Below are 24373 nucleotides of genomic sequence, written 5' to 3'. Positions count from 1 at the left end.
CACGCAGGAGCCGTCATGCCCATCGTCGTCAAACCCGACTTCGAATTCCTCGACCCGCTTGGCCTGTTCAAGTCCGGGCAGCCCAGCACCGGTGAAGCCCTCGCCGATTTCGAGCCGGCAACGGGGTTGGGGCAGCGATCCGCATCCGGCATACGACCGAGACCAACTCCGGCTGTCGCCGATTCAGGCCTTAAGGCCAGACCCGTTGCCGCGCAGCAACCCGCGTCCGGCAAGTTGCCGACACGGGACGAGTTGGAGGCCTATATAGTCAGACGGGCGCCGGAATTCGGGATCAAGCCCGACTATGCGCTGCGCGTCGCCAGGGCGGAAGGCCTGAGCGCAGACCCGCGCGAAGTCTGGCAAAGCAGAGTGGTGAAGGACGGCGTTCGCGAGCCGTCCTATTTCCCGTTCCAACTTCACGCCAAATACATGGGTGCCGAGTTCGAACGTGATACCGGCCTGTCTCTCACCGACCCGAACAATGTCTACGAATCGATAGACTATGCACTGTCGCGCGCTGCGAAGGACGGCTGGGGCGCGTGGTACGGCGCTGGCGCGGTCGGCATCGGCAATTGGGACGGTATTGACCGAGGCGCGCGTGTCGCTGGCAATCCGGACGCCAAGGGCCTCGCGCGGCTGGCGCCCAAGCCGGAGACGGTCGCGCAACGGGCATCTTCCAGCGGAAAACATGGCCTGAAATTCGTCCATGCGGGACAGGAAAAACTGGCTCCCGGTTTCCGTGCAATCCTGGAGGACACGGCCAACGCGTTCGGTCGCGACTTCACGATCCAATCCGGTTACCGCAGCCCGAACCACCGCGTGGAGAAGCGAAAGAAAAGGCCGGGACTGCACAGCCAGGGTATCGCCGCCGACATATCCATGGCCGGCATGTCGAAGACAGAGCGGCAGGAACTGATCTATGCATTGCGCGCCCGTGGTGTGAACCGCTTCATCGCCTACTCCGCCATGCCCGACATGTTGCATGTCGACATGAAGGACCAGACCGGTACTGGCAAACCGTGGTTCATGTTCGACAAATCGAACAAGAACATGTCGCGTGCGCCCGGCTGGTACAGCGCCGCCGCCAAGCGCGCTGAGGCGATTCCTGTCACCGGGATTAACCGGAAGCCGACACACTCCTCGAAAACGACAACTGTCGATCACCGGTTTCAGCCGAAAGACCCGATGGGGCTCTACGCCGGCCGCCGCAACCCTGTCGACGAGGCGATCGGTCTCGGCGTTCCAGACGACCGGATTCCGGTCCCGCCTGAACGGCCATTGCGGACTTCGGTGTTACGCCCGCTCGACATCACGCGTGGCGAATACATCGAAAATGACGACGGGACATTCTCGACCGAGCGCCTAGTGACCATCCGGGACGACCAGGGGCGCTGGATGAACGTCCCGACGCTCTATACCGGCGAAGGCCAGATTGTCGATCTGTCCGACAATGAGGATGCACTCCGCGCCACGGCTGGCAACATCGAGGCGCAGGGCACGGCATTCGAGCGATTTGGGACCGAACGCGAGGCCATCGCGGCAGCCGAAGCGCGATCCGCAGACAAGGATCGCTACCGGCTGATGACACCGGAAGAATTCGACGACTGGAAAGCTGCCGGCGAACCACCCGAAAAAGGCCACTTCTTGCCCGAACTCGGCAAGGCCCTCGCGGCGGGAACGGTGCACTGGTCCGGCGGCGCGATCAAGGGCGGAACCACGCAGGCGACAATCGCCGCAAACGACTTCGCAAACCGCGAGCGGCGCTCGCCCAAAGAAGAGGTTTCGCTCGCCGGTCTGATCGCCGACCTGGAACGCATCCCGGCCATGGATCACAAGGAATGGGTCGCCTGGCAGAAGCGCGGTGTGACCGATATGCGTGGTCGCCGGGAAATGCAGATCCTGACCTATGGGCGCATGATCCGCGACGGCAAGATGACAGCAGCCGAAGCGGTCGACAAACTCGACCTAGACTTCCTGTTGCCGACCGAAGATCCGATCCAGATGCCGGATCCGACAGAGAGCCCGGTCTACAAGTACGGCGAGTCGTGGCAGAAATGGGCTCGCGACAACTTCGCGGCTGCGAAAGACTACGAAGATACCTGGACGCGGGCGATTGGTGAAGCGCTTGGTTCGACAATACCTTTTCTTGCCACTGCACCTTTGTCAGGCGGTGGAAGCCTTGTGGCGGGTGCCACGATGGGTTCGTTCGTGTCGACCTCCGAAGCGGTCGACCGCGCGGTAGCCGCCGGCGCCACGCAGGAGCAGATCATCGAAGCGGCGCGTCTTGGCCGTTTCCCCGGGCTCACCGAACAACTCCCTATTGAGGTGCTGTTTGAGCGCGTGCCTTTGCCGGCTGCCGGCAAACTTGCCAGCGCTGTCGGCAAGGTGCTGACACAAGCCGCCGTCGAGGGCGGGCAGGAGGCGCTTCAGCAGGTGGCGCAGAACCTGATCTCCCGCTATGTCTACAATCCCGACCAGGACATCGCTGAAGGCGTGGCGGAAGCGGCGGGCATCGGCGCGATTGTCGGCGGTGGTCTTTCCGCCGGCGCGCAGACCGGAAAGGCCGTACTCGGTCGCGGTAATCCCGCTGACACGGGGCCCGATGCCCCTACGCCTGCCCCCCCTGTGCCCAGCGAACCCGAACCGACACAGCCGCAACAGCAGCCACCGACGCCACCGCCCGGACAGAACCCTGACCAGCCCCCGCGTGGAACCCTGGGCCGGGCATCCGATGTTGGCGGTGAAATCCGTACCGCGAGGAACACCGAAGCGGCTGCCGCGCTCGGCATCGAGATCGGGGGCACCGTCAACGTCGATGTCGATGGTGTCGAGTCTTTCACGGCGCGTGTGGAAACGATCGGCGATGGCGATGCGGAAGTATCCGACACCGCGACAGGCGAGATATACCAGGTTCCCTTTGGCAATCTCAAACCGGTCACTCCGCAGGTTGCGACGCAGCAGCCAGGAATCGGCTCACCGGAGGCGGCGCCCGACAGCGCTGGTGCGTCGGAACCGGTGTCTGGCGTTGAGCCGGACCCGACGCTTGAGCGCGCTACCGAAAGCGAGACCGAAACAGCAGCCGGCATCGATATCGATCCTGAAAATGTCCCCGTGCCCACAAAGCGCCCGGTGAGAGCCCAAGACTTCGGCGACAAGGCCGTGCGTTTCGTCAGCGAGATCAATCAACTGTTCAATGAGTTACGCCGGATCGACGCCAACGACCCGAACGCGCCAGCGCTATGGGAGCGCCTGTATGCCAAGCAGATGGAACTCGGCGCGGAAACCGGACATCTCGTAAAATGGCCCGAAGACATACACACCAAGCGCAATGCTATCTTTGCAGCCGCCAAGACGGCAGACGCCGCGCCGGATGGCTCAACGTTGCCCGAAACCGGTCCGGTGCCGCCGGCCAGACCGGAAGAAGACACAGAAACGAGACCGAGCGGGCCGCCTGAGCGTCTTGGGCCACGCCGCGAACCGGACGAAGCGGCGCATGTCGGCCCGACCGAGCGAAGAGGCCCGCGTCGCGGACCGGACGAAGACAGACCGAGCGGACCGCCTGAGCGTCTTGGGCCGAGAGCGAAGCCTGTCATTACGCCTGACGAGGAACCCGAACCCGCGCAAGCTGGCGAACCCGCGCCACCGCTCGACACCGCCCGCGAGGTTGCTGATCCTCCTCCCGTTGCGACCGTGCCGGATGAACAGCCGGTTCGACCAACCGAAGACAGCGCGGCGCGCCCGGACCCTTCCGTGTCTACCGCGCCGCAGCCAACCTTCGGCGGCGCGCCTGCAAGTGGTGAAAATCAGACGGGCACCCGACCGACTTCCGGGCGCAATGACCCCGTGCGGCGCGTCAGGGATCGCGATGTTACCTTCCCGGACGATGACTCCGCGCGGCTCTACGATCTGGGTGCCCGGCTTCGCGCGGGCGCGGATTCGTCGTTGCCCATGTCACGGGTCACGCAAATCACCGCCGACGAACGGCTCGAAATCGCCCGGCGACTGGCGATCCCGGAGAACCGGGTCAACGAAATCGCGCGCGACTATCTGCGTCGCGCCATAAATGCTGCCCGGACGGGTGCCCGTGTTCCGGCGGTCAACACAAAGCTTCTGGAGCGTATCCGCAAGGAAGCGCCGTCCATCACGCCGGATATCGACGAAGCGGCCAACGAGGCAGCCACGTCGCCGCGCAATGACCTTCCTGAGCCGTCGCAGGCCCAAAAGGAGGCCGAGAACTACAAGATGGGCCATGTCAGGCTCGGCGGCATGGAGATTTCCATCGAGAATCCGGCCGGATCCGTGCGCAGCGGCACGTCGCCGGATGGCTCCACCTGGTCGAACACGATGCAGGGCCACTATGGACGGTTCAAGGGCACGGTCGGCGCGGATGGCGATCATGTCGACACGTTCATCAAACCGGGCACCAACGAACTCACTGACAATGCGCCGGTCTGGGTGATCGACCAGGTGGACCCGAAGACGGGCAAGTTCGACGAGCACAAGGTCATGCTCGGTTATGGCTCGCGGCGGGCAGCGCGCAACGCCTATATGGGCAGCTATGACGGCGACTGGAAGGGTCTCGGCACCGTCACGGAATCGACGCTGGGCGATTTCAAGCGCTGGCTTGAGGAATCCGACACCACCAAGCCGTTTGCTGCGGCCGGGAGTGTTTCGCCGACCGACCGCTCGACAAGAAAGCGCGCCTCAGATGAGGCGAAGAAAGATGTCGCTCGTTCCGGAAAACCGGTCGCGGCGGGCACTTCGGAAGCCCCTTCTCGGACACCCGAACAGGAGACGACCGACCGCTCGACACGCATCGCGGCCGTGCGCGAAGTGGTCAGGGTATCCGGCTCGACCGCCGTCCAGGAAGCGGTCGCCGAAGGCCGCCCGAACAAAGCGATCATGGCGGCGTTTCGCGAGCGTGTCGGCAAGCCTCGCACCGGCACTGGCTCGACTATGGCCTATCCGGACAGGATTGAAATCCTGATGCCGGATGACGAAGGCGAGCCGAAAACCGTGCGCCGAACCGGGCGCGACCTGGTCGACGACCTGAAGGCCGCGTTCTCCGATTTCGACATCATCGCGCATCGGCTTCAGAGCGCCGGCCTGATGACGCCCTATGGCGGCATCACCGACCCGAATCCGGAATATCCGTCAAGGTTGTTCCAACATCCGGTTTCGTATGAGGACGGCAAACTCTCGCTGCATCACCCGCTTCTCGTGGATCACCGCTTCGTCAAGGAGGTGGAGCGTGTATCCGGCCTGCAAGCGCAAAACGCCGATGCCCCGATCGTCGAACGCTACCAGTGGTTCCACGCAGCCGATCTGGCCACCAGCGAGCACTATCGCGACCTGCTCGCATCGCTCGAATACACGACGCCGAAAGGTGCGGCCGAAGGCGCGATATTCAACTTCGAACACCGCAGTCTGAAACCGCAGGACTTCGAGGCGTTTCTGCTCGAAATCGCGGATAGCCGACCATCCGAAAGCGATCTCGCCAAGTTCTTCGCCAAGCATGCGTCGGCCTCCTCAACACTGCAGGGCAAATCTCTACGTTTCGACAAGCGCGGTACTTCGGCACGCGAGCGCGCATGGGCATGGCTGCATGCATGGAAAAGCAAGTGGCTGAAGGCAAAGGGCGACTTCCTGATGCTGTCGCCCAAGGGTGTCGAAGCGATCGGAAACCCCGCGGAGTCGCCGTCGCAGATCTCCGGTAAAAGAACTGGTCCAAAACTCACCGCGACAAAATCGGAGAAATATGCAGGGCGATTCGCTGGCGACACAATTATCGATGGAGACAAGGTAGAGGCCACACCGGCAAAGGCAAAACCAGACCGGGCCAAAGTGGCAGCGCCCGACGATACTGCGATCCCCGGCACGGCAGTTAGCTCACCGCAGGTCGTGCGCATCGGAAACCGCGAATTCCCGTTTGAAGATTACGCGCAGGCGTCGGCCGCCTACACGGCAACGATCGCAGCCACGGACGCTACAAGTTCCGGTCAGACGGGACCGCAGGCGCCTTCGGCAGCCATCCTTGATGGTGCCGGCAAGCAGATCGCCCACATTGCCTATAACGGCAATGTTTTCCCTGGTGTCGAGGGCGAATTTGGTTCGAACACCGAGCCGCTTTACAAACCGGAACCTGCTTTCGACGCCAGTGTTCCGGCGACGAAACAACTCGACAAAGCAGCATCGCCGGCAACCGGCGACCGTTTCAAGGACAACAAGCTCTTCACCGCCGACAAGGTGGAGGCCGCGCGGAAGCGCCTCAAGGAGAAGATGTCCCGGCTGAACAGCGGCATCGATCCGGAGATCCTCATGGACGGCATGACGATCACCGGTGCCTATATCGAAGCCGGCGTGCGCGATTTCCGGGCCTATGCGTTGCAGATGACCGCCGATTTCGGCGGCAGGATCAAACCCTATCTGCTGTCGTTCTGGGAGGCTGCCCGCAACTATCCCGGCCTCGAGACGGATGGAATGACGCCGACCGAGGAAGCGGCGCAGATCCAGGCGGAAATCATCGCTCACGACGAAGAGCGAGCCGCCGCCGACGAGGCGCGGGAGACACAACGCACCGAAGATGCTAAAAGGAATGAAGATACCACGGCGCGCACCCGCGAGGCGAAGCGCGAGAAGGAGCAGGAAAATGTTCCTGAACAACTGGAAAAACCAGGCACGCGAACACTGGCGGCAGCACCTGCCGAAGAAGTTCGCGATGCTCCAGAAGACGGGCCAGCTCGAGGCGGCGCTGATGGAAGCGGCGAACCGGACCTTTTCGGACGTGACGGAACTCGAAGAGGCGGGGATGACGCCCGACGAGGCGTGGCAGGCGGTGCGCGAGAACCATCTGATCCTGCCGGCCGAGACGGAAGCGGCGTAGGGCCAGGCACCGACGCTGGCGGTGCTGGCACACCGGCGCAGAACAGGCCATCCGAATTCACCATCACCGACGAGGACGCCATCGGCGAAGGAGGCGCGAAAGCCAAGTTTCGCGCCAATGTCGATGCCATTCGCCTGCTGCGCAGACTCGGCGAAGAGGACCGTCCGGCGACGCGCGCTGAACAGAAAGCACTCGCCAAATGGGTCGGTTGGGGCGGTCTGCGCAATGCCTTCCCGCGCGAGGATGGTTCGGTCACCGATGGCTGGAAGAAGGAAGCCGCCGAACTGCGCGAATTGCTTACCGACGAGGAATACCGCGCCGCCGAGTCCTCGACACGCAATGCGCATTACACCTCGCCAGAAGTGGTCAAGGCGATGTGGGGCGCGGTGGAACGGCTCGGCTTCACCGGCGGTCGCGTGCTCGAACCTGCAGTCGGCGCTGGCAATTTCCTTGGCCTGATGCCCGCCATGCGCCGCGACACGTCGCAGGTCACCGGGGTTGAACTGGATCACATCACCGGCGGAATAGCCAAGAACCTGTACCCGAAGGCGAACATCCGTGCGCCGATGGGATTTCAGGCGATCACGATTCCCGACAACACGTTCGACCTGGTGATCGGCAACCCGCCCTTCGGTTCGGAACGTCTCTATGACGCGGAGAGACGGCACCTCAACACGTTCTCGATCCACAACTACTTCTTCGCAAAGTCGCTCGACGCGACTAAGCCGGATGGCGTGGTGGCGATGGTGGTCTCCAACTATCTGATGGATGCGCAATCGGCGAAAGCGCGCGAATACCTCGCGGATCGCGCCGACCTGCTTGCTGCGATCCGCCTGCCCAACAATGCGTTCCTCAAAAACGCCGGCACCGAAGTCACCACCGACATCGTATTCCTGCGCAAGCGCGCCGATGGCGACGCGCCGGGCAACCGCGCATGGACGGAAGTTGGCGAGTACACGGATGCGGACGGCAACACCGTCGCGCTCAACCGCTACTTCCTCGATCACCCCGACATGATGCTCGGCAAGTTCGGCGCCTATGGCACGATGTATCGTGACAACAACGCGGCGCTTGTCGCGCGTGACGGCGACGACCTTGCTGCCCTGTTGCGCGATGCAATCGCCAAACTCCCGGCTGGGATCATGAAGCCACCGGCCCCGATCATCGCGCAGGAATCCACTGTCCCGCGCGAAGCATCCGACGCGCTGGTCGGTTCGGCCTTCATGGACACATCCGGCGAGATCTGGGTGCGCGATCCCGATCAAATCGGCGAGCCGCGCGCCAGCCGCGCCGAGTTTCCGAACGAGAAGGCCAAGAAGCGCGCCCAGGGCATGATCCGCGTGCGCGATGCGTTCACGCGTCTGCGGCGCGCGCAGATATCCGAAAGCGCCACCGACGACCAGCTCGACGATCTGCGCGCGCGCCTCAACAAATATTACGATGCGTTCGTCAAGGCGCATGGGCCGGTCAATCACGACGCCAACAAACGGATCATGCGCGACGATCCGACCTGGCCGCAGCTTTCCGCACTTGAAAAATCCTATGACAAGGGGATCAGCCGGACAGTCGCGGCGAAGACGGGCGAGACGGCCCGCAAGCCCGCCGCCGAAAAGGCGGATATCTTCACGCGGCGCACCCAGACCCCCTATCGCCGTCCGACCACGGCGAAGTCCGCCAAGGATGCACTAGCCGCCGTGCTTTCGGAGCGCGGCACCGTCGACATGGACGAAATCCTACGGCTCTACGGACGTAGCCAGACCGAAGTCGTCGATGAACTCGGCGATCTCCTGTTCTGGACGCCCGATGGCCGATTCGAGACCCGCGACGCTTACCTGGCCGGCAACGTCAAGAAGAAGCTCGCGCAGGCGCGCGAGGCCGCCGCAAAGGATCCCGTCTATGCGCGCAACGTCGCAGCGCTCGAAGATACCATCCCCGCCGACATCGAGCCCGTCGATATCGATGTTAAGCCCGGTGCACCGTGGATACCGCCGAAGCACGTCGCCGATTTCGTGGACCACATCGCGGATGCGGAGGGCGCAAAGGCAGTCTATTCGCCGTTGACCGCGAAGTGGGAATTGAAGTTTTCGCGCGCCAGTGAGGCCGCAGATACGCAATGGGCGACCGGACGCACCACGGTCGGGCAGGTTATCAAGGCGGCGCTCGACGGGCAAACCCTGACGATCTACGACCGTCATTCAGACGGCAAGTCGACCGTCAATCACGCCGGGACCCAGGCCGCCAATGACAAGGTGGAGCGCGTCAAGGACGAGTGGCGACGCTGGATTTGGCAGGACGATGCACGACGCGAGGAACTCGCAGGCATCTACAATGACGTGTTCAATACGGACGTGCAGCGCGCCTTCGACGGATCGCACCTGCACCTGCCGGGCAAGGTCAGCGACGATGTAATTTCGCTTAGACCGCATCAGAAGAACTTCGTCTGGCGCGTCCTGCAGTCATCCACGACACTGGCTGACCACACAGTCGGCGCCGGCAAGACATTCGCGGCGATCGCTTCAGCGATGGAACTGCGCCGCACCGGCATGGCGCAGAAGCCGCTATTCGTCGTGCCCAATCATCTGGTTGGGCAATGGGCGGCCGATTTCGTGCAACTCTATCCGGGTGCCCGCATCCTCGCGACGACCAAGAACGATTTCGAGAAAAACAACCGTAAACGCCTGTTCGCCCGCATGGCGACCGGCGACTATGACGCCATCGTCGTCGCGCACTCGTCGTTCGGGAAAATCGGGCTCGATCCGGAATTCGAAGCGGATTTCATCCGCAAACAAATCGCCGACCTTGAGGACTCGATGAAAGCGCTGCGCGCTGAATCGGGTGAAAAAAGCCGGAACGTTTCCCAACTCGCCAAGTGGCGCGAGAACATGAAAGCGAAACTCAAGCACCTGCTCGATGCCGGGGCCAAGGATGACGGCCTGACCTTCAACGAAATCGGTATCGACGCCCTGTTTGTCGACGAGGCGCATGAGTTCAAGAATCTCGCGTTCCCGACCTCGATGACGCGCGTTGCTGGACTTGGCAATCCGCAGGGTAGCCAGAAGGCCGCGGATCTCTACATGAAGGTGCAGGCGGTCAAGGAACGCACCGGCGGGCGCAACATCGTGTTTCTGACCGGTACGCCGATCTCCAACACCATGGCCGAGATGTACACTGTCCAGCGCTATCTCGATGGTGAGATGCTGGAGCAAATGGGCATCGCCCATTTCGATGCGTGGGCGAAGGTGTTTGGCGAGGTGGTGACCGATTGGGAACTGTCGCCGTCCGGCCAGTACAAGCTGAAATCGCGCTTCGCCAGGTTCGTCAACATTCCCGAACTCATGCAACGCTACCTGTCGTTCGGCGATGTCATAACCAATGACGACATTCAGGCGATGCTCGCCGCACAGGGCAAGCGCCTGCCGCTACCCAAGGTCAAGGGCGGCAAGCCCCAGAACATCATCGTCGATCGGTCCAAGGACCAGGCCGCCTATATCGGCGAACCGATCGACCGCGACGGCGTACAGGTCTATCCCGATGGGTCGTTGGTGTGGCGCGCTGAAAATCTGCCAAAGGGCAAACCCGAGAAGGGCGCAGACAATATGCTCAAGGTCATGTCTGACGCCCGCAAAGCGGCGCTCGACATGCGTCTCATCGACAGTGCCTATGGCGACAATCCGCGATCGAAGGTCAATCGCGCCGCCGACCAGATGCTGCGGCTCTACAAGGCGTGGTCGCACAAACGCGGCACGCAGCTCGTCTTCATCGATTTGTCGACGCCGGCGGGCGCGCGCGCCAAGGAAGCCGCCCGCATCCGCGAACTTCTCAGCCGCGCCGAAGATGGCGACGCCGCCGCGCAGGAGATCGTCAACAGGCTGTCGCCCGACGAACTTGCCGCGCTGGATGGCGATTTCTCGGTCTATGACGATCTGCGCCAGAAGTTGATCGAGCGCGGTATCCCGCCGGAAGAAGTCGCCTTTATCCATGACGCCAACACCGACCTGCAGAAGCAGGAATTGTTTGGCAAGGTGCGCTCCGGCCGCGTGCGATTCCTGTTCGGCTCGACACCGAAGATGGGCGCTGGAACCAATGTCCAGAACCGGCTCGTCGCCTTGCACCACCTCGACGCGCCGTGGCGTCCGTCCGACCTGGAACAGCGCGAGGGCCGCATCATTCGGCAGGGCAACGAACTTTATGCCGAGGATCCGGACGGCTTTGAGATCGAAATCCTTCGCTATGCCACAAAGCAGACCCTCGACAGCCGCATGTGGCAGACGATCGAGGGCAAGGCACGGTTCATTCAGCAGTTGCGCAAGGGCGCATCCGGCGAGCGCGTGATCGAGGATATCGGCGGTGAGGCGGCGAACGCCGCGGAGATGAAAGCCGCGTCATCGGGCAATCCGTTGATCCTGGAAGAGATGGATCTGCGGCAGAAGTTGCGCCGCCTGGAAAGCCAGCGCATGGAGCACGAACGCGATCAACACCGCGTCGTAGCCTCGATGCGCGGACTGCAGCGCACGGTCGAAAGCATCAATGCATCCCTGCCCGCATGGGATCGCGACGGGAAGTCCGCTGAGGCAGCGCTCGGTCAACCGGCGACAATCGGCGGCGCGCAAGTCGCGAAACCAAGCGAGATCGGCAAGGCGATACTCGGCGCGACGCGCGGAATCGGGACGGAACCGATCGACCTCGGACGGTGGGGCGCGTTCGCGCTTTCCGCCGAGGGCTCGGCGGATATTCTTTTCCCGGACAGGCTGCAAATCACACTGGAAGGCGCAACCTCGAACGGTATCACTATCGATTCGATGAAACAGGCGGATGCGACCGGTCTTGGCCAGCGCATGAAGAACGTGCTGCGCCGCATCGCCGACCGTCCGCAAGAGCGCCGCCAGCAACTTGCGGAGGCGGAACGGCAGATACCGGCCCTGCAAAAGCAGGTTGGTCCCTTCCCCGCCGAGCAGGATCTCGATGACGTTAAAAAACGCCACCGTGACGTGATCGATCAATTGAAGCCGAAGGAACGAAAGGCCGAAACGAAACCAGATGACAGCGTACAGGATTTGCCGGACGGGGCGGAACCGACGACGCCGGAAGGTTGGGGCTCGTCGGAGCCCGGCCCGGAACAGGCGCCGCGGCGCCTGACGCGAGAAGATCGCGCCGCTCTCGAAGAGATTGTCAAGACAGTCTCCGGTCTGGACGAAGTGACCTATGTCGGTTCCATCCCGCTGCCGAACGGTGCGCCAGGCTGGGGATCGACGTCAGCCAGCACGGCTGCCGGTTTTTATCACCCGGTGGACGATGCGATCACGCTGGCGCTCGACAGCGCATCGCAGCGCGCCGCATATCACGAGGCGTTTCACCGGTTGCAGCACCTCTTCCTGACCGAGAAGGAGCGCGCCCTCCTGGAGCGTGAGAAGATCAAGTTGCGCCGCATCGTTGGCAGCACGCTTGGGCGCGAAAGCGCCGCCGGCCGCATGACGCAGAAGGAACTGGAGGCCGAGGCTTTCGCTATCTACGCGACAGGAAAGGCGCGCACCAAGCCCTACAAGACGATCCGCGCCGCCTGGGACCGGATCGCCAACCTGATCGAGCGCGTGCGCAGCTATCTCAACGGGCGCGGCTTCATGACGCTGACCGATGTGTTCGAGGACGCGCGCAGCGGCCGTGCCGCGCAGCGCCAATCGCGACGACCATCCGGCGATATCGCCTATTCTCCGCCTTCCCCGATCTTCTTTTCGGCAGTGGCGAAAGCCGTCGCCGGTTTCCGGCAGAACCGCGCCTCCGCCGACCAGTGGATCGGCATGCTGCGCAAGGCGCCGGGGGTGAAGCCGGAGGAAATCGAGTGGCTCGGACTCGAGGAGTGGTTGAAATCGCAGCGCGGCGCAATCGAGCGCAACGACATCGCGGACTTCATCGCGGCCAATGAGATCACGGTCAGCGAGACGATGCTTTCGGGTATTGCAAATGTCGATGATGAGGCGGTGCGGGCCTGGCATGATGTTTCGCATAGTCTGTGGTACGGTGAGATGTCGGAACCCCAGCGTGCGGAATTCCGCGACGAATACCGGGCGGAAGAATTGGCGGGAAGCAAGGGCGCAGCCCGCTACCCCGCAGAGACGTTGCCCGGCGGATCGCAATACAGCGAACTGTTGTTGCAACTCGGTGGAGCCGCGCAGCAACCGATCCACACCTACAAGGGTGAACATTGGGATCAGCCGAATGTGCTGGCCCATATCCGCTTCAACGAGCGCTTCACCCGCACCGGCGACACGGCCCGGCCCGCGCGCACATTGTTCATCGAGGAGATCCAGTCCGACTGGCACCAGGCAGGGCGAAAACACGGCTATACAGGCGATGAAAGCCAATGGGCTGTCTTCGAAGGATCTCCGGATGGCAACAGGCGCGTCTCCGAGCCGTACCGATCCGCTGAACAGGCGCGCGCGAAACTCGACAGCACGCAACCGGCGGATCCTTCATTCAATCTGTATGTTGCTCCGCTGAGCACCGATAATCGCGTTCCCAACGCGCCGTTCAAGACCAGTTGGCCGGAACTGGCCTTCAAACGTGCCCTGCGCTGGGCGGTGGACAATGGTTACGAGCGCGTTGCCTGGACGCCGGGCGATGTACAGGCTGACCGCTATGACCTGGGCCAAACAGACGCCCAGGGAGGCATGCGTGGCTTCTATGACCGTATCCTGCCGAAAACAGTCGGCAAGCTGGTCAAGAAGTGGGGCGGCAAGGTGTCATCGGCCTCGCTGCAATACGACCGGCCGGCGCGCGGCGGCAAGACGGCAACCGAAACCGTCGATGTCTGGTCACTCGATATCACCACCGCGATGCGCGAATCTGTCAGCGAGGGTTTGCCGCTCTTTACACTTCCCGACGCGATGACCTTCGACGACAAGCCGGTCACCGAGAGCCGCATCATCGCCATGCTCAAGGGCAAGCTCACCGATATGAAGCCGGCGATGCTGTCGGCTATCCCGCTCAACTATTTCACCGAACTGGCGCGACCCAACATGACGGCGGTGTCCGACTATTTGCGCGTCAAACGCCGTATGGACGCGTTTCGCGGCGACCGGCATGCGGACGCAAACGAACTTGGGCAACGCTGGCTCGACTATGTGCGACGCGGCAAGACCAAGGACGGATCGACCTACGCCAATGACATCGCCAGGTTGATGCACGATTCGACACTGACGGGCATCGATCCGGCCAAGCCGCCGGCAAGCGACGCCGATCAGGCACAGTACGATGCGCTGCGCGCCCGTTACGACGCCATGCCGGAAGCAGGTCGCGAACTCTATCGCGAAGTCCGCGACGCCTACCGCAAGCAGCAGGAAATGCTGGACCGGATCCTGCTCGACAATGTGCGCACGGCATATCGGATCGCCGAAAAACGCGCCGAAGAACTGTTCAACCGGGAGATGGACGCGATCGAACGCAACCGGCGCCTGTCGCCGAAGGAAAAGGCCGAACAGATGGAAGCGGCCAGGGAACGCAACCGTGCGGCCCGTACGAAGGCAATGTGGTCGATGAAGGCGCGGCTGGCGCGGCTGCGGATCATTTTCGAATCATCGCGCGTGGATCCGCCATACTTCCCCTTGGCGCGGTTCGGTCGCTACTATGTGCTGGTGCGCGATGTCGATGGCGAGGTGATTTCCTTCTCCAAACGCGAGTCCGCATATCAGCGCGACCGACTTGCCGCCGACATGCGCAGGGCGCACCCAACCGCCAGCATCGACGTGGGTGTCATGGAGGAAGGCCAGTCGATGCGCGAGGCGATGGATCCCCGCGTCGTCGCCGAAATCGAGCAGATCATCGGTGGCGCCGGTCTGGATACCGGAATGATGAGCGATGTGCTGGACCAGATCTGGCAGCGTTATCTGGACACCATGCCGGATCTGTCGATCCGCAAGCGCTTTATTCACCGCAAGGGCACACCCGGCTACGACCAGGACGCGCTGCGCACCTTCTCGTCGCACATGTTCCACGCGGCCCACCAGATGGCCCGCCTGAAGTTCGGCATGGAACTCCAGGAACTGACCAACGATGTCGCGACGCAGGCCAAGGAAGCCGACGATCCAACCGCCGCCGTCACGCTGTCCAACGAACTGCGCAAGCGGCATAAATGGGTGATGAACCCAACCGGCGGCACGGTGGCGCAGACGATGAACACCGCTGCATTCGTCTGGTATCTCGGCGCGACACCGGCAGCCGCGATCGTCAACCTGTCCCAGACACCGATGCTCGGCATTCCGATCCTGGGTGCGAAGTTCCGCTCGATCCCCAAGGCTGTCGCTGCGCTGCTGCGCGCTTCGGCGGATTCCGTTGCCGGGCGCGGCCTGCCCTCGCGCGCCAACCTGTCGGGCGAGGAAAAACGCGCCATGGCAGAGTTCTACGAGACTGGTCTTGTCGACCGCACCCAGAGCCACGATCTGGCCGGCGTCGGCGATGTCGGCGTGCGCTACTCGCCGGTGCGTGCCCGCGTGATGGAGAAGGTGGCCTTTCTGTTCCACTCGGCAGAGGTGTGGAACCGCGAAGTGACGGCGTTGGCTGCATTCCGGCTGGCGCGGGCCGAAGGCCAACGGTTCGACCAGGCCGTCAACACAGCCCACGACCTGACCTACAAAACGCATTTCGACTATTCGAACGCGTCACGCCCGCGGTTGATGCAAAACGATTTCGCCAAGGCGATTCTCGTCTTCAGGGCGCACAACATCAACATGCTCTACCGGCTGTTCCGCGATGCACAGCAGGCATTTGCAGGCGAGACGCCAACGGCGCGGCGCGAAGCACGCGCGCAACTTGTCGGCATTCTCGCCATGCAGGCGCTGATGGCCGGTGCCTCTGGTGTCGCCGGTTTCAATCTCGCCATGACCATTGCCGGCATGGTCTTCGGCGACGAGGATGATCCGTTCGACTTCGAGGTGCATGTCCGCGACGATGTGATCGACATGCTTGGACCGGAACTCGGCGGGATCCTGCTCAATGGCGTTCCCGGCCACTATGCGGGGATTTCGCTGTCCAACCGCATCGGCATGCCGGACCTTTGGTTCCGCTCACCCAACCGCGATCTCGAAGGCAAGGACGAGTTCGACTATTGGGTGCTCAACTCGCTCGGCGCATCCGTCTCGATGATCGGCGAAGGCTATCGCGGTTACGCGCTGCTGCGCGACGGCGAAACGGTAAGGGGTGTGGAGGCGATGGTGCCGAAATTCGCGCGCGATGCGATGCGCGCATGGCGCTACGCCAATGAAGGCGTGACGGATTATCGGGGCAACGAGGTGGTGCCCGCCGAAAACCTCGCCGCGATGGATATTGCGATGCAGGCGGCCGGTTTCTCGCCGGCCCCGGTGATCGAGGCCTGGGAGCGCAACAGCGCGCTGAAGAACGCCGAGGGCCGTATTGTCGACAAGCGCAAGAAACTGATCGCCGCCTATGCGATGGCGCACAAGCTGAAAGACAAGGACGCCAAACGCGATGCGCTGGCACGCATCAAGGCGTTCAATGCGGTGGATATCCACAAGCCGGTCAAGATCACGCCGGACACGCTGCGCCGCTCGATCCGCGCCCGCGCGCGCAATGCCCGCAAGCGTGAAGACGGCACGCTGATCCAGAATCCGCGGCTCGGACGCAGCCTGCGCGAACAGCTCCCGGAGCGCGTCTATTGACGCGGCGGCGGCGCGGTGGTTGCATCGCGCCTTGAGGAGAGCGGGATGATCGCAACGATTGGGCAGCACACGTTGGGCTTTCTCTTGGCCGTGTTCGCCGGCACGGTTCTGGTGATGGTCATCGGATTTGTCGACATACACACGTCAGCAACCCGCTATTTCGGCGAAGCCATTGGCGGGGGTATTGCGATTGCGATGGGCGCAGCGCTGGTTGTGGGAGTGATGCGACTGTTGTTCGGTCGGCTCAGGGTGCTGAACACCTGGCTTTTAGGCACCGCAATGTCGCTGACTTTACAAGGCTGGCTGGCCTATTCGGGAATGTCTGCCTAGTCACCCTGATCTTCGGATGCCTCGACAAGCTGCATGAGTTTGTAACGCGCCCGCTCCATGTCCCACAGCATGGTACCGCCGTCCGGATCGGATGCTGCAAAATAGAATTCGCCATCTGCCGTTTTTCCGATGACCAGCACACGCGCCATGTCGCGCGGCGCCCGATCGAGGATGCGCGCGGGATCTGTCGGCAGGCTGGTTATCACGGGCAATTCAATGATATCGGCCATGGGTGTCGTCATCTCAATTGGGCGTCAAACGAGCGGGGAGAGGACATGAGCGGCGTTTGTCTGGCTCCGGTCGTCACCGGATCGCTGTCCCGCTAACGGGCCGCACCTTGCCTGGGACTAGACGGCTTCACATGCCCTCACCGCAATCGTTCCTGTCGAGCAGCCCGGCGACCGGGAGGAGGATGGACGCCGGGCCAGCGGCAATTGCCTGTCGACATGCCATCAGTAAACGAAATATACGATTTGTAAACTTTGGTTGATGCGGATTTGCCAATCCCGGACACCCGGCGGGGCTGGTTTGGCGCTCAAGTTGTGATCTTGAACCTACTCCCAGCCCCTCTTCGCGGGGTGCAATCTTCTGTCGGGCTTCGAACTGGTTGCGGAGGCGGGATTCGAACCCGCGACCTTCAGGTTATGAGCCTGACGAGCTACCGGACTGCTCCACTCCACGTCGCGACAATATACGTCATGTATTTTTTATCAAGCCGGCTGAGGCAAGCACAAAGGTCAGTTTGCGATTCTGCGCATGTCGGCAAGCTAAGAACCAGCTCTGTTTCCTTTATCTCCCGCGCCCAATCTGATATAGAAACCGCGTCCTACGCGCATGACGTGCTCTACGGAGTTCGTCATCATGCGCAAGCCGCTCAACTCACTTTCAGAGAATGGTGCAAAATTCCTCCGCGCTCATGAGGGATTCGTCGCCCGGTACTATCTCGATCCGGTCGGCATTCCGACCATCGGTATTGGCTTCACCTGGCGTTCTGACGCCTTCCGCGACTGGTGGCATGAGAACAAGCCCGGCGTGAAATTCGGCCCCGGCGCCCGGATCAGTCGCGCAGAAGCCGAAGACGCGCTGCGTTATCTGTGCGACCGCGAATACGGAAAAGCGGTCAACGACTTCCTCGGCCGGGAAGTCGAGCAGCACATCTATGACGGCATGGTGTCACCGGTTTTCAACCTCGGTCCCGGATCGCTGCAATGGAAATGGGCGCAAGCGGTCAAGCGCGGCGATATCGCCGGCGCTGCAGCACTTCTGCGCAAAACCGGCACGACAGCGCAGGGCCGCCGTCTGCCTGGATTGGTGCGCCGCCGCAAGGAAGAGGCGCTTCTGCTCGAACGCGGGATCTATACCGGTATCGGCTCGACAAGGCACATGCCGGTCGATGCGATGGCCGATGGTGTTCTCCAGCGCGGCGAAGCCGGCCCTGCAGTCGGCGCGCTGATCAAGGATCTGGCCGCTCTCGGCTACTATGACGGCGTGAAGGATGAGATATTCGGCCACGGCACCGAGGCCGCGGTGACCGAGTTCCAGCGCCGTTTCGGGCTGAAAGCGGACGGCAAAGCCGGGCCAAAGACGCTTGCCTCGATCCGTGATGCGCTGGAAGTGCAACGCACCGTGCCAACACCGCCACCGGTGCCCCCGGCGCCCGCCCCTGAATTCGGGCGGCAGCCGGATGATCCCGGTATCGCTGCACCGCCAGCGGCCGGCCGCAAGCCGACCGGGCGTCTCGGCACAATCGGCATTGCGGTCGCGATCATCGCAGCGATTGTCGCGATGATCCTGACCGGCGATCCGTCCGACCTGGTGCGGCTGATCGAAGGGAGCCAGCCATGATCGAGACATTGGCCGCAACGATCGTTCCGGCGCTGCTCAAGCGGTTCGGCGCCTCGGTGCTCGAAAAGGTCGCGCGCACCGGGCGGGTCGGCGAAGTCGTCGCCGAGATTGCCAAACACGCGGAAATTCCGGCTAACGCCGGTGCATTGCAGGATCTTGCCGACAGCGATCCCGCAGCCTTTGCACAAGCTGTTGCCGCCGCCGAGCAGACGGCATCTGCGCGATGGGCCGCAATCCTTTCCGAAGCCAAGAATCCGTCCATCTTCGTTGCCGGCGCGCGGCCTGCCGCGATCTGGGTCTGCGTCGTAATCCTCTTTTATGCGGGATTGTTCGCGCCGGTCGGCAACTCGCTGTTGCAACTGGTCGGCTACGCTTTCGCGCTGCATGACCTGCCGGCGCTGGTACAGCCGCCCACAATCGCCTGGGAGACGCTGCTCTGGCTGTTGCCGCTGCTCTACGGCATTCGCGGTGGTGAAGGCATTCTCGGCGCTAAAAGGGACAGTCTGTGAGACTTGGCGACATCGATCCATTCATGGTCCTTGCCGTGCTCGGTGGCGCGGCGATCAAGGTTGCTACATCTAAGCCGGTAACGATGCGCGCCGCGCTGCTGACATGGTTCGTCGCCGTGTTCGCGGCCGCGATCTTCACCGGTCCCGTACTGCATTACATGGCGGTCGAAACCGATGTGATGAAATACGCGGTGGCCGGCATGCTGGCGCTGACCGGCGAGGCCTTCGTGCGCGCGCTGGTGTCGATCGACAAGGAAATGGTGTTCAAGCTGTTGCGCGAGTGGAGGCGGGCGAAATGATCCCGGAGCGCAGGCGGATCAGCGAACGCCACTGGTGGTACCTGCTCGCCGTGGCATGGGTGATCGTGATCGTGGGAAACAGCCTGGAGCGTTGCGAGCGCCCTGTGCCCGATGCGGGCGCGACCGAGAGAGCCTGTGCGCAACCCGATCAAACCGGCCCTGCGCCGTTGACGCCGAACCCGTGCACCGGCTAGGCCTTGTCTTATCGGTCCCAGACCGAATGGGCTGCCAGGGGGAGGAAACGGCTATGGATGCCGTTGACCTTCTCCTGACTTCCCCTTCTCCGGCTTCGATGGTTCTTGAGCATTGCGCGACGCGGTTATCGCGATGGCCCGGATTCCTTCGCTTAACTTCAATGCCTGGTCGACCGTAAGGATCTGCGCGGTGACGCCCTGTTCGTGACGGATGACGAACAGGACGAGGTTTCCATGCGCCTCGATAACCGTTTTGCCCACCTCGATTTCCTCGAGAAGCTGACTAACCCGATCGGGCGCGGTCAATTCTGCCTCAAACATCGTCGTTCACTCGAAAGCCTGCCGCGTTGCGGTGCCCGCCACCGCCCTGGGCGCGCGCGATCTGCGACACATCCATGCGACGATCGTCGGAACGCAGCGAATAGGTGGTGCCGTCGCGGGTGCGGATGATGCAGGCGGCAAAGGCGGCACGCGGATTGCGCCGCAGCAGTTCATGGCCGACATCCGACACGAAATCATAGGAACACGCCGCAACCGGCACGGTGTGCCCGCCGATCTTTTCGGTGAACGCCGTGTCGGCGATGTTGCTGACGGTCTGGTCGATATAGCGGCGGATGGCGCGGCCCTCCCGTTCCAGATCGAAGATCGAGAACCTGTCCCAGACTTCGAATTTGCGCGGGTGGGAACGGAGCGCCGCGCTGATCTTCTTCGTATCGGGATGGTTGAAACGCCAAAGATCGCGATCCTCGACGCAGACCATCCATTCGGGCATCGTCCGGCTGTCGCCGTGGACATACTCCCAGGCGAGACGGCAGCCCGCCTTGCGCATGTCGAAATGCACCCACAGTCCATCCGCCAATGTTTCGCAGCCCTGCGCCGTGACGATGGTCGACATGGGGCTCTTGACGGGACAGCGCGGCACTTCGCAGAGCGCATCACGCGCCGTCTTGTGATGATCAAGAACGATGATGCGCCGCGCCTGACGGGCCATGGCAAGCATCGTGCCGAGGTCAAACGAGAAGTCGACGATCAGCACGTCCTTGCCGGTGACATCCGGCGGCTTGTGCTTGTAGTCGCATGCAACGAATTCGACCGCGTTGCCCCATTCCTTCCAGATCACATAGGCGGCCGCAAAACCGTCATCGCAATTGGCGTGATAGATGCAGATATCGGGTGCGCTGGTCATGCGATTACAACCTCCCTGAGCGCGATGACGTGAAAACGACGACGATGGCGGCTGTGAGATAGATCGTCACCGAGATGCGCGTGGCATCCGGCGTGATGTCGGCTGCGCCAAACATGAGACCATTCCATCCGGGCCAGGCGGCTTCAGCAACCGCTAGGCCAAGCAGCAGGATTGCTCCGTATATTCTGATAGGCATGTCGCGATCCCCTAATGATGCCAAAACAATGGTTCACCGAAGTGGCCTTCTGATAGCCGCTCGAATCTCCGACGCCGCGCGTCGTTGACGACCGCCGATATCGCCCACTCTTCCTCGCGCCTGATGTTGCGTCGGCGCTGTTCCTGCGCCTTGAAGATCGGCGACACGGAGCGCAGCACGGCGAGATCCGGATCGAGCCCGTAGTTTTGTCGATGAGCCATGGCCCGGCGCGCGCATTCCTCGCGTTTCCACTGCGGCAGGCCGTTCTTCGCGATCCAGTTCTTGAACTTGCCGATAAAACGGAGGTTCGTTTCGGGAGCGACCGGGTCAACAGCGTTAGGTGGTCCCATTGCTGCTCCGACCACTTCCGATCCGGCGGTAAACCCCATCTGGCGAAGTACTCGATCGCTCATCTGGTGCGCGGCGACAGGTGCCGCCATCAGACCCTTCAAAAATCCGCGCCGGGCAAGGTTGCGTTGTTTCATGGCGATTTCCTTCGTGCGAGAACCTGTTTGGCAAGCGTGCGCATGCGTGTGTCGTCATGCTCGACGATTTCGGTGCGCTCGGAGAACGGATCGACGATGCCGCGCGCCTGATCCGATTTCAGGCCAAGCATTTCGAGGATCGCGGGATCGCTGCCGCCATTGCAGTGACAGAAGATCGCATCCACCTGGGCGCGTTGCCCCGATCGGCGCAGCCGGCCGGTCAACTGCTTGTGCACCTGCGGCGACCAGTCGAGTTCGCCATGCACCACGGTTTTGGAGACATCCTGCAACCCGTCGAGGCCGGCGCCGGAGCGGTTGGAGATGATCATCACGCCGGCATCACCGGCCACAAACGCCGCCTTGGTCTTCCGCTTGCGCGCCGGCGTTTCCGATCCGGTGTACATGACCGGCGCGCAGTCCTTGAGTTCGTCGAGCCACACGTCATAAACGTCGCGGTGCCATCCGCCGAGCAGCACCCGCTCGCCGCCGTCGACCAGCATTTTCACCAGGGCGGCAACATGGCGTGCCTTGGCCATGCCGGTGATGCGGCGCTGCATCTTGTCGAGTTCGCGCGCCGCCAGGCCACGCGTATGGAAGGAGCCTTCGAGAACGCGCTGCGCAAGGGCGATCGCCTCCGCCTCGCAGCTTTCGATAACGTCCTCGTCATAGGGCACTTCGTGGACGAGCGTGTTGACAGGCGGCATCTGTTTGCCCACGTCATGTTCGGTGCGGCGGATGGCTATGTTCTGCTCGCGCAGGAAATGGCCGAGCGCATCGGGCTCCCTGACCGCCCATTTGCCGTTGCCCGTCGACGTGCACCATTCGCGTATGAAGTCCGCCCAGGATCCGAGCGCACCCGGCTTGATCACCTCGACGACATTGAAGATCTCCGAGCCGTAATTGTAGACCGGTGTGGCGGTCAGCCCGATGCCCAGGCCGCAATTCTGCGCAATCGCCTTGGCCGCAGCGCCCTTCTTCGTCTCGAACCCGGTGCGCAACTCCTGGATTTCGTCGAAGGCGAAGGCATGGAAGCGGCCCGGCTCGAAATAGTCGATCCAGCCGCTGATATTCGAGTATTTGAAGATGTAGATGTCGGCATCGGGCAGTTCATAGGGGCGCGTGCCCTTGATGACGTGAGCGCGCAGCGTCGTGAAGGGAACGATGAAATCCTCCTGCCACTGCTCGCCCAGATGCGCCTGGCAAACCACGACAGCGGGAAACCGGCCATATTGGAGAAACGCCGCCAACGCCGAGACCGTCTTGCCGAGGCCCACATCATCGAGAATCAGCAAACCGCCCATCTGCGCGGCGATCGCGCCGGCCTGGCTCTGGAAATGCCATGGCTGCCGATCCTCGCGAAATTGCGCCAGCGTGTTCGGCTGCCAGTCGTCGCGCAGAATCCGGTCGATCAGGTCGTTGCGCTCGATGATCTGCGCATGGCCGGTCTCGAGGCGCTGGTTGTCGTTGTCGGAGATCGCGAACGGATAGCGCATGAAGAACCACCGCAGGTCGGCGCGCATCTGCGGCGTGTCCGGCAACTGGCAATGGCCGATGGTTTCGCGGGGGATGCTCTCGAACACCTGTTTCAGCACGCGCGACGTGTTCGGCTTGTAGCCGTAGAGCACCCAACGCGGCCCGATCCCCGCGCCGCCAGCCTCAGAGAAGCGGCATTCGCCATAGAGCCTCACAGATGCGCCCTCCCCGCCGAAACCACCATGACCGGCTTGCCGTGCAGATCGGCCGGCAGGCCCATGGCGAGATTGGTGAACAGGATCAGTCCACGGATTTCCTCGAAGGCGCAGTAGCGCCGGCACTGGCGCAGCACATTGCGCTTCACGCCCTTGAGTTTGACCTCGATGCCGATGCCGTCGACCAGGAAGTCGATGACGTTCTTCGCGTCGAGCCGGACCTCGCGCTGGTAGGCGCGGCCGATGGTGTCAAGGCAGCGCGCGATGTCGGCCTGCGTCGCCTTCTCGGCGCGAAGGCTGACGCGGAACCGTTCCAGATCCGAAGCGATGGCTTGAACCGGTTCCATCATTAGTGCCCGGCGAACAGGAAATCGGCCGCGCGAACCCTGCCCGGCCCATCCGTCTCGATGAAGCCGAGCTTCGAAGACTCGCTCAGATAGACGCCAAGTGTGCTGGCTGTGCGCGAAAGGCACATCTGGTCTGCGATCTCGTCGCGCGAAATGGATTCGGGATAGCGATCGGCGACAAAACGCAATGCTTCGGCGGCGCGATTGGATACTTTCGCCATGGCCATGTCGAGCACTTTCGCATCCGCCGGTGGATGCGCGCGCCGTTTGCCGGACTCGGTCAAGCGGATCGCACCCGGTCCCGCTGTCTCCACATACCCAAGATCAGAGAGCTTGCTGGTGTAGACGCCGAATGTCGACGCTTTCGGACTTAGGCCGGCCGTGACGGCTGCATGACCGCGCTGGACGCTCTCAATACCGATATGGTGCCACCATCCGATGGAATCCAGAACGCGCTGCAAGGCGGGTGTGATCTCAGGTTCGCTACCGGAAACACCCGTTTCGGGGTCGGTAGCGGCGGGTGGCTTCCGCTGAGGGTTCGCTCTATTGCTGCGGGAAGTGGTTGCCCCGGCAGGATTCGAACCTGCGATCCCGGTATCAAAGACCGGAGCCTTACCACTTGGCGACGGAGCAAGAGGCGGTATCTCGATGTCGTCCGGCTCGATCGCCGCCGCTTTGGCCGCTGCCGCCATCACTTGCTGCGCGGCTGCGTGGAAGCCCTCCCGGAACGAGCTGCGGTGAGT

At 62.6% G+C, this 24373-nt stretch carries 14 protein-coding genes and 2 tRNA genes; 6 read left to right on the top strand and 10 right to left on the bottom strand.

What is annotated here, in order from left to right; genetic code table 11:
- Positions 1-15: 15 nt before the first annotated feature.
- Both ACO06R_RS11865 and ACO06R_RS11860 read left to right on the top strand, forming a co-directional pair.
- A complete protein-coding gene (locus ACO06R_RS11865) occupies positions 16-16551 on the top strand; it encodes a PLxRFG domain-containing protein (RefSeq protein ID WP_421849875.1) in 16536 nt (5511 codons plus the stop codon).
- Between the two features lie 45 nt (positions 16552-16596).
- Positions 16597-16881, top strand: a complete 285-nt coding sequence (locus ACO06R_RS11860; RefSeq protein ID WP_421849872.1) for a hypothetical protein — start codon at positions 16597-16599, stop codon at positions 16879-16881.
- Here the strand turns inward: ACO06R_RS11860 and ACO06R_RS11855 are convergent.
- Both ACO06R_RS11855 and ACO06R_RS11850 read right to left on the bottom strand, forming a co-directional pair.
- Positions 16878-17111, bottom strand: coding sequence for a hypothetical protein (locus ACO06R_RS11855; RefSeq protein WP_421849869.1), 234 nt, complete (start codon positions 17109-17111; stop codon positions 16878-16880). The two genes, ACO06R_RS11860 and ACO06R_RS11855, sit on opposite strands and share 4 nt — an antisense overlap.
- Positions 17112-17485: 374 nt before the next feature.
- Positions 17486-17562: transfer RNA gene (locus tag ACO06R_RS11850), tRNA-Met, on the bottom strand.
- A gap of 180 nt (positions 17563-17742) precedes the next feature.
- Between ACO06R_RS11850 and ACO06R_RS11845 the strand changes: the two genes are divergently transcribed.
- Genes ACO06R_RS11845 through ACO06R_RS11830 form a run of 4 tightly spaced genes read left to right on the top strand, consistent with a single transcriptional unit; the run spans position 17743 to position 19728 of the window.
- Positions 17743-18726, top strand: coding sequence for a glycoside hydrolase family protein (locus ACO06R_RS11845; protein WP_421849866.1), 984 nt, complete (start codon positions 17743-17745; stop codon positions 18724-18726).
- Positions 18723-19235 carry a 3TM-type holin gene (locus ACO06R_RS11840; protein ID WP_421849863.1) on the top strand — a complete coding sequence of 171 codons (513 nt, stop codon included), beginning with the start codon at positions 18723-18725 and terminating at the stop codon, positions 19233-19235. The genes ACO06R_RS11845 and ACO06R_RS11840 overlap by 4 nt, the downstream gene beginning before the upstream one ends.
- Positions 19232-19534 carry a hypothetical protein gene (locus tag ACO06R_RS11835; RefSeq protein WP_421849859.1) on the top strand — a complete coding sequence of 101 codons (303 nt, stop codon included), beginning with the start codon at positions 19232-19234 and terminating at the stop codon, positions 19532-19534. The genes ACO06R_RS11840 and ACO06R_RS11835 overlap by 4 nt, the downstream gene beginning before the upstream one ends.
- Positions 19531-19728 (top strand): hypothetical protein, encoded by a 198-nt coding sequence (locus tag ACO06R_RS11830; protein ID WP_421849856.1) that lies wholly within the window; start codon positions 19531-19533, stop codon positions 19726-19728. Before ACO06R_RS11835 ends, ACO06R_RS11830 begins: the two co-directional genes overlap by 4 nt.
- Positions 19729-19779: 51 nt before the next feature.
- Here the strand turns inward: ACO06R_RS11830 and ACO06R_RS11825 are convergent, their stop codons facing one another.
- The 8 genes from ACO06R_RS11825 to ACO06R_RS11790 all read right to left on the bottom strand — a co-directional run bounded on the left by ACO06R_RS11825 (position 19780) and on the right by ACO06R_RS11790 (position 24263).
- Complete coding sequence (locus ACO06R_RS11825) at positions 19780-20049, bottom strand: hypothetical protein (RefSeq protein ID WP_421849853.1); 270 nt, start codon at positions 20047-20049, stop codon at positions 19780-19782.
- A complete protein-coding gene (locus tag ACO06R_RS11820) occupies positions 20042-20914 on the bottom strand; it encodes a hypothetical protein (RefSeq protein WP_421849849.1) in 873 nt (290 codons plus the stop codon). The genes ACO06R_RS11825 and ACO06R_RS11820 overlap by 8 nt, the downstream gene beginning before the upstream one ends.
- A 4-nt stretch (positions 20915-20918) precedes the next feature.
- Complete coding sequence (locus tag ACO06R_RS11815; protein WP_421849846.1) at positions 20919-21110, bottom strand: hypothetical protein; 192 nt, start codon at positions 21108-21110, stop codon at positions 20919-20921.
- 11 nt (positions 21111-21121) lie between these two features.
- The gene (locus ACO06R_RS11810; RefSeq protein WP_421849843.1) at positions 21122-21595 is read right to left on the bottom strand and encodes a hypothetical protein; all 474 of its coding nucleotides are present in this window, start codon (positions 21593-21595) and stop codon (positions 21122-21124) included.
- Positions 21592-23283 (bottom strand): SNF2-related protein, encoded by a 1692-nt coding sequence (locus ACO06R_RS11805; protein ID WP_421849840.1) that lies wholly within the window; start codon positions 23281-23283, stop codon positions 21592-21594. The genes ACO06R_RS11810 and ACO06R_RS11805 overlap by 4 nt, the downstream gene beginning before the upstream one ends.
- Positions 23280-23633: a hypothetical protein gene (locus ACO06R_RS11800; protein WP_421849838.1), complete on the bottom strand. Its 354-nt coding sequence runs from the start codon at positions 23631-23633 to the stop codon at positions 23280-23282. The genes ACO06R_RS11805 and ACO06R_RS11800 overlap by 4 nt, the downstream gene beginning before the upstream one ends.
- Positions 23633-24091: a hypothetical protein gene (locus ACO06R_RS11795; RefSeq protein WP_421859535.1), complete on the bottom strand. Its 459-nt coding sequence runs from the start codon at positions 24089-24091 to the stop codon at positions 23633-23635. The genes ACO06R_RS11800 and ACO06R_RS11795 overlap by 1 nt, the downstream gene beginning before the upstream one ends.
- Before the next feature lie 98 nt (positions 24092-24189).
- Positions 24190-24263, bottom strand: a tRNA-Gln gene (locus ACO06R_RS11790).
- Positions 24264-24373: the final 110 nt, after the last annotated feature.

Origin of the sequence: Oricola sp., assembly GCF_965230365.1 — a bacterium.
GTDB lineage: Bacteria > Pseudomonadota > Alphaproteobacteria > Rhizobiales > Rhizobiaceae > Oricola.
The sequence above is the reverse complement of the archived record's forward strand: the minus strand, read 5'-3'. Positions and strand labels throughout refer to the sequence as shown.

Excerpts from the sequence above, each read along its gene's own strand:
- ACO06R_RS11865 (WP_421849875.1), top strand. The coding sequence starts at position 16 with ATGCCCATCGTCGTCAAACCCGACTTCGAATTCCTCGACCCGCTTGGC.
- ACO06R_RS11860 (WP_421849872.1), top strand. The coding sequence starts at position 16,597 with ATGATCGCAACGATTGGGCAGCACACGTTGGGCTTTCTCTTGGCCGTG.
- ACO06R_RS11855 (WP_421849869.1), bottom strand. The coding sequence starts at position 17,111 with ATGGCCGATATCATTGAATTGCCCGTGATAACCAGCCTGCCGACAGAT.
- ACO06R_RS11845 (WP_421849866.1), top strand. The coding sequence starts at position 17,743 with ATGCGCAAGCCGCTCAACTCACTTTCAGAGAATGGTGCAAAATTCCTC.
- ACO06R_RS11840 (WP_421849863.1), top strand. The coding sequence starts at position 18,723 with ATGATCGAGACATTGGCCGCAACGATCGTTCCGGCGCTGCTCAAGCGG.
- ACO06R_RS11830 (WP_421849856.1), top strand. The coding sequence starts at position 19,531 with ATGATCCCGGAGCGCAGGCGGATCAGCGAACGCCACTGGTGGTACCTG.
- ACO06R_RS11825 (WP_421849853.1), bottom strand. The coding sequence starts at position 20,049 with ATGTTTGAGGCAGAATTGACCGCGCCCGATCGGGTTAGTCAGCTTCTC.
- ACO06R_RS11820 (WP_421849849.1), bottom strand. The coding sequence starts at position 20,914 with ATGACCAGCGCACCCGATATCTGCATCTATCACGCCAATTGCGATGAC.
- ACO06R_RS11815 (WP_421849846.1), bottom strand. The coding sequence starts at position 21,110 with ATGCCTATCAGAATATACGGAGCAATCCTGCTGCTTGGCCTAGCGGTT.
- ACO06R_RS11810 (WP_421849843.1), bottom strand. The coding sequence starts at position 21,595 with ATGAAACAACGCAACCTTGCCCGGCGCGGATTTTTGAAGGGTCTGATG.
- ACO06R_RS11800 (WP_421849838.1), bottom strand. The coding sequence starts at position 23,633 with ATGATGGAACCGGTTCAAGCCATCGCTTCGGATCTGGAACGGTTCCGC.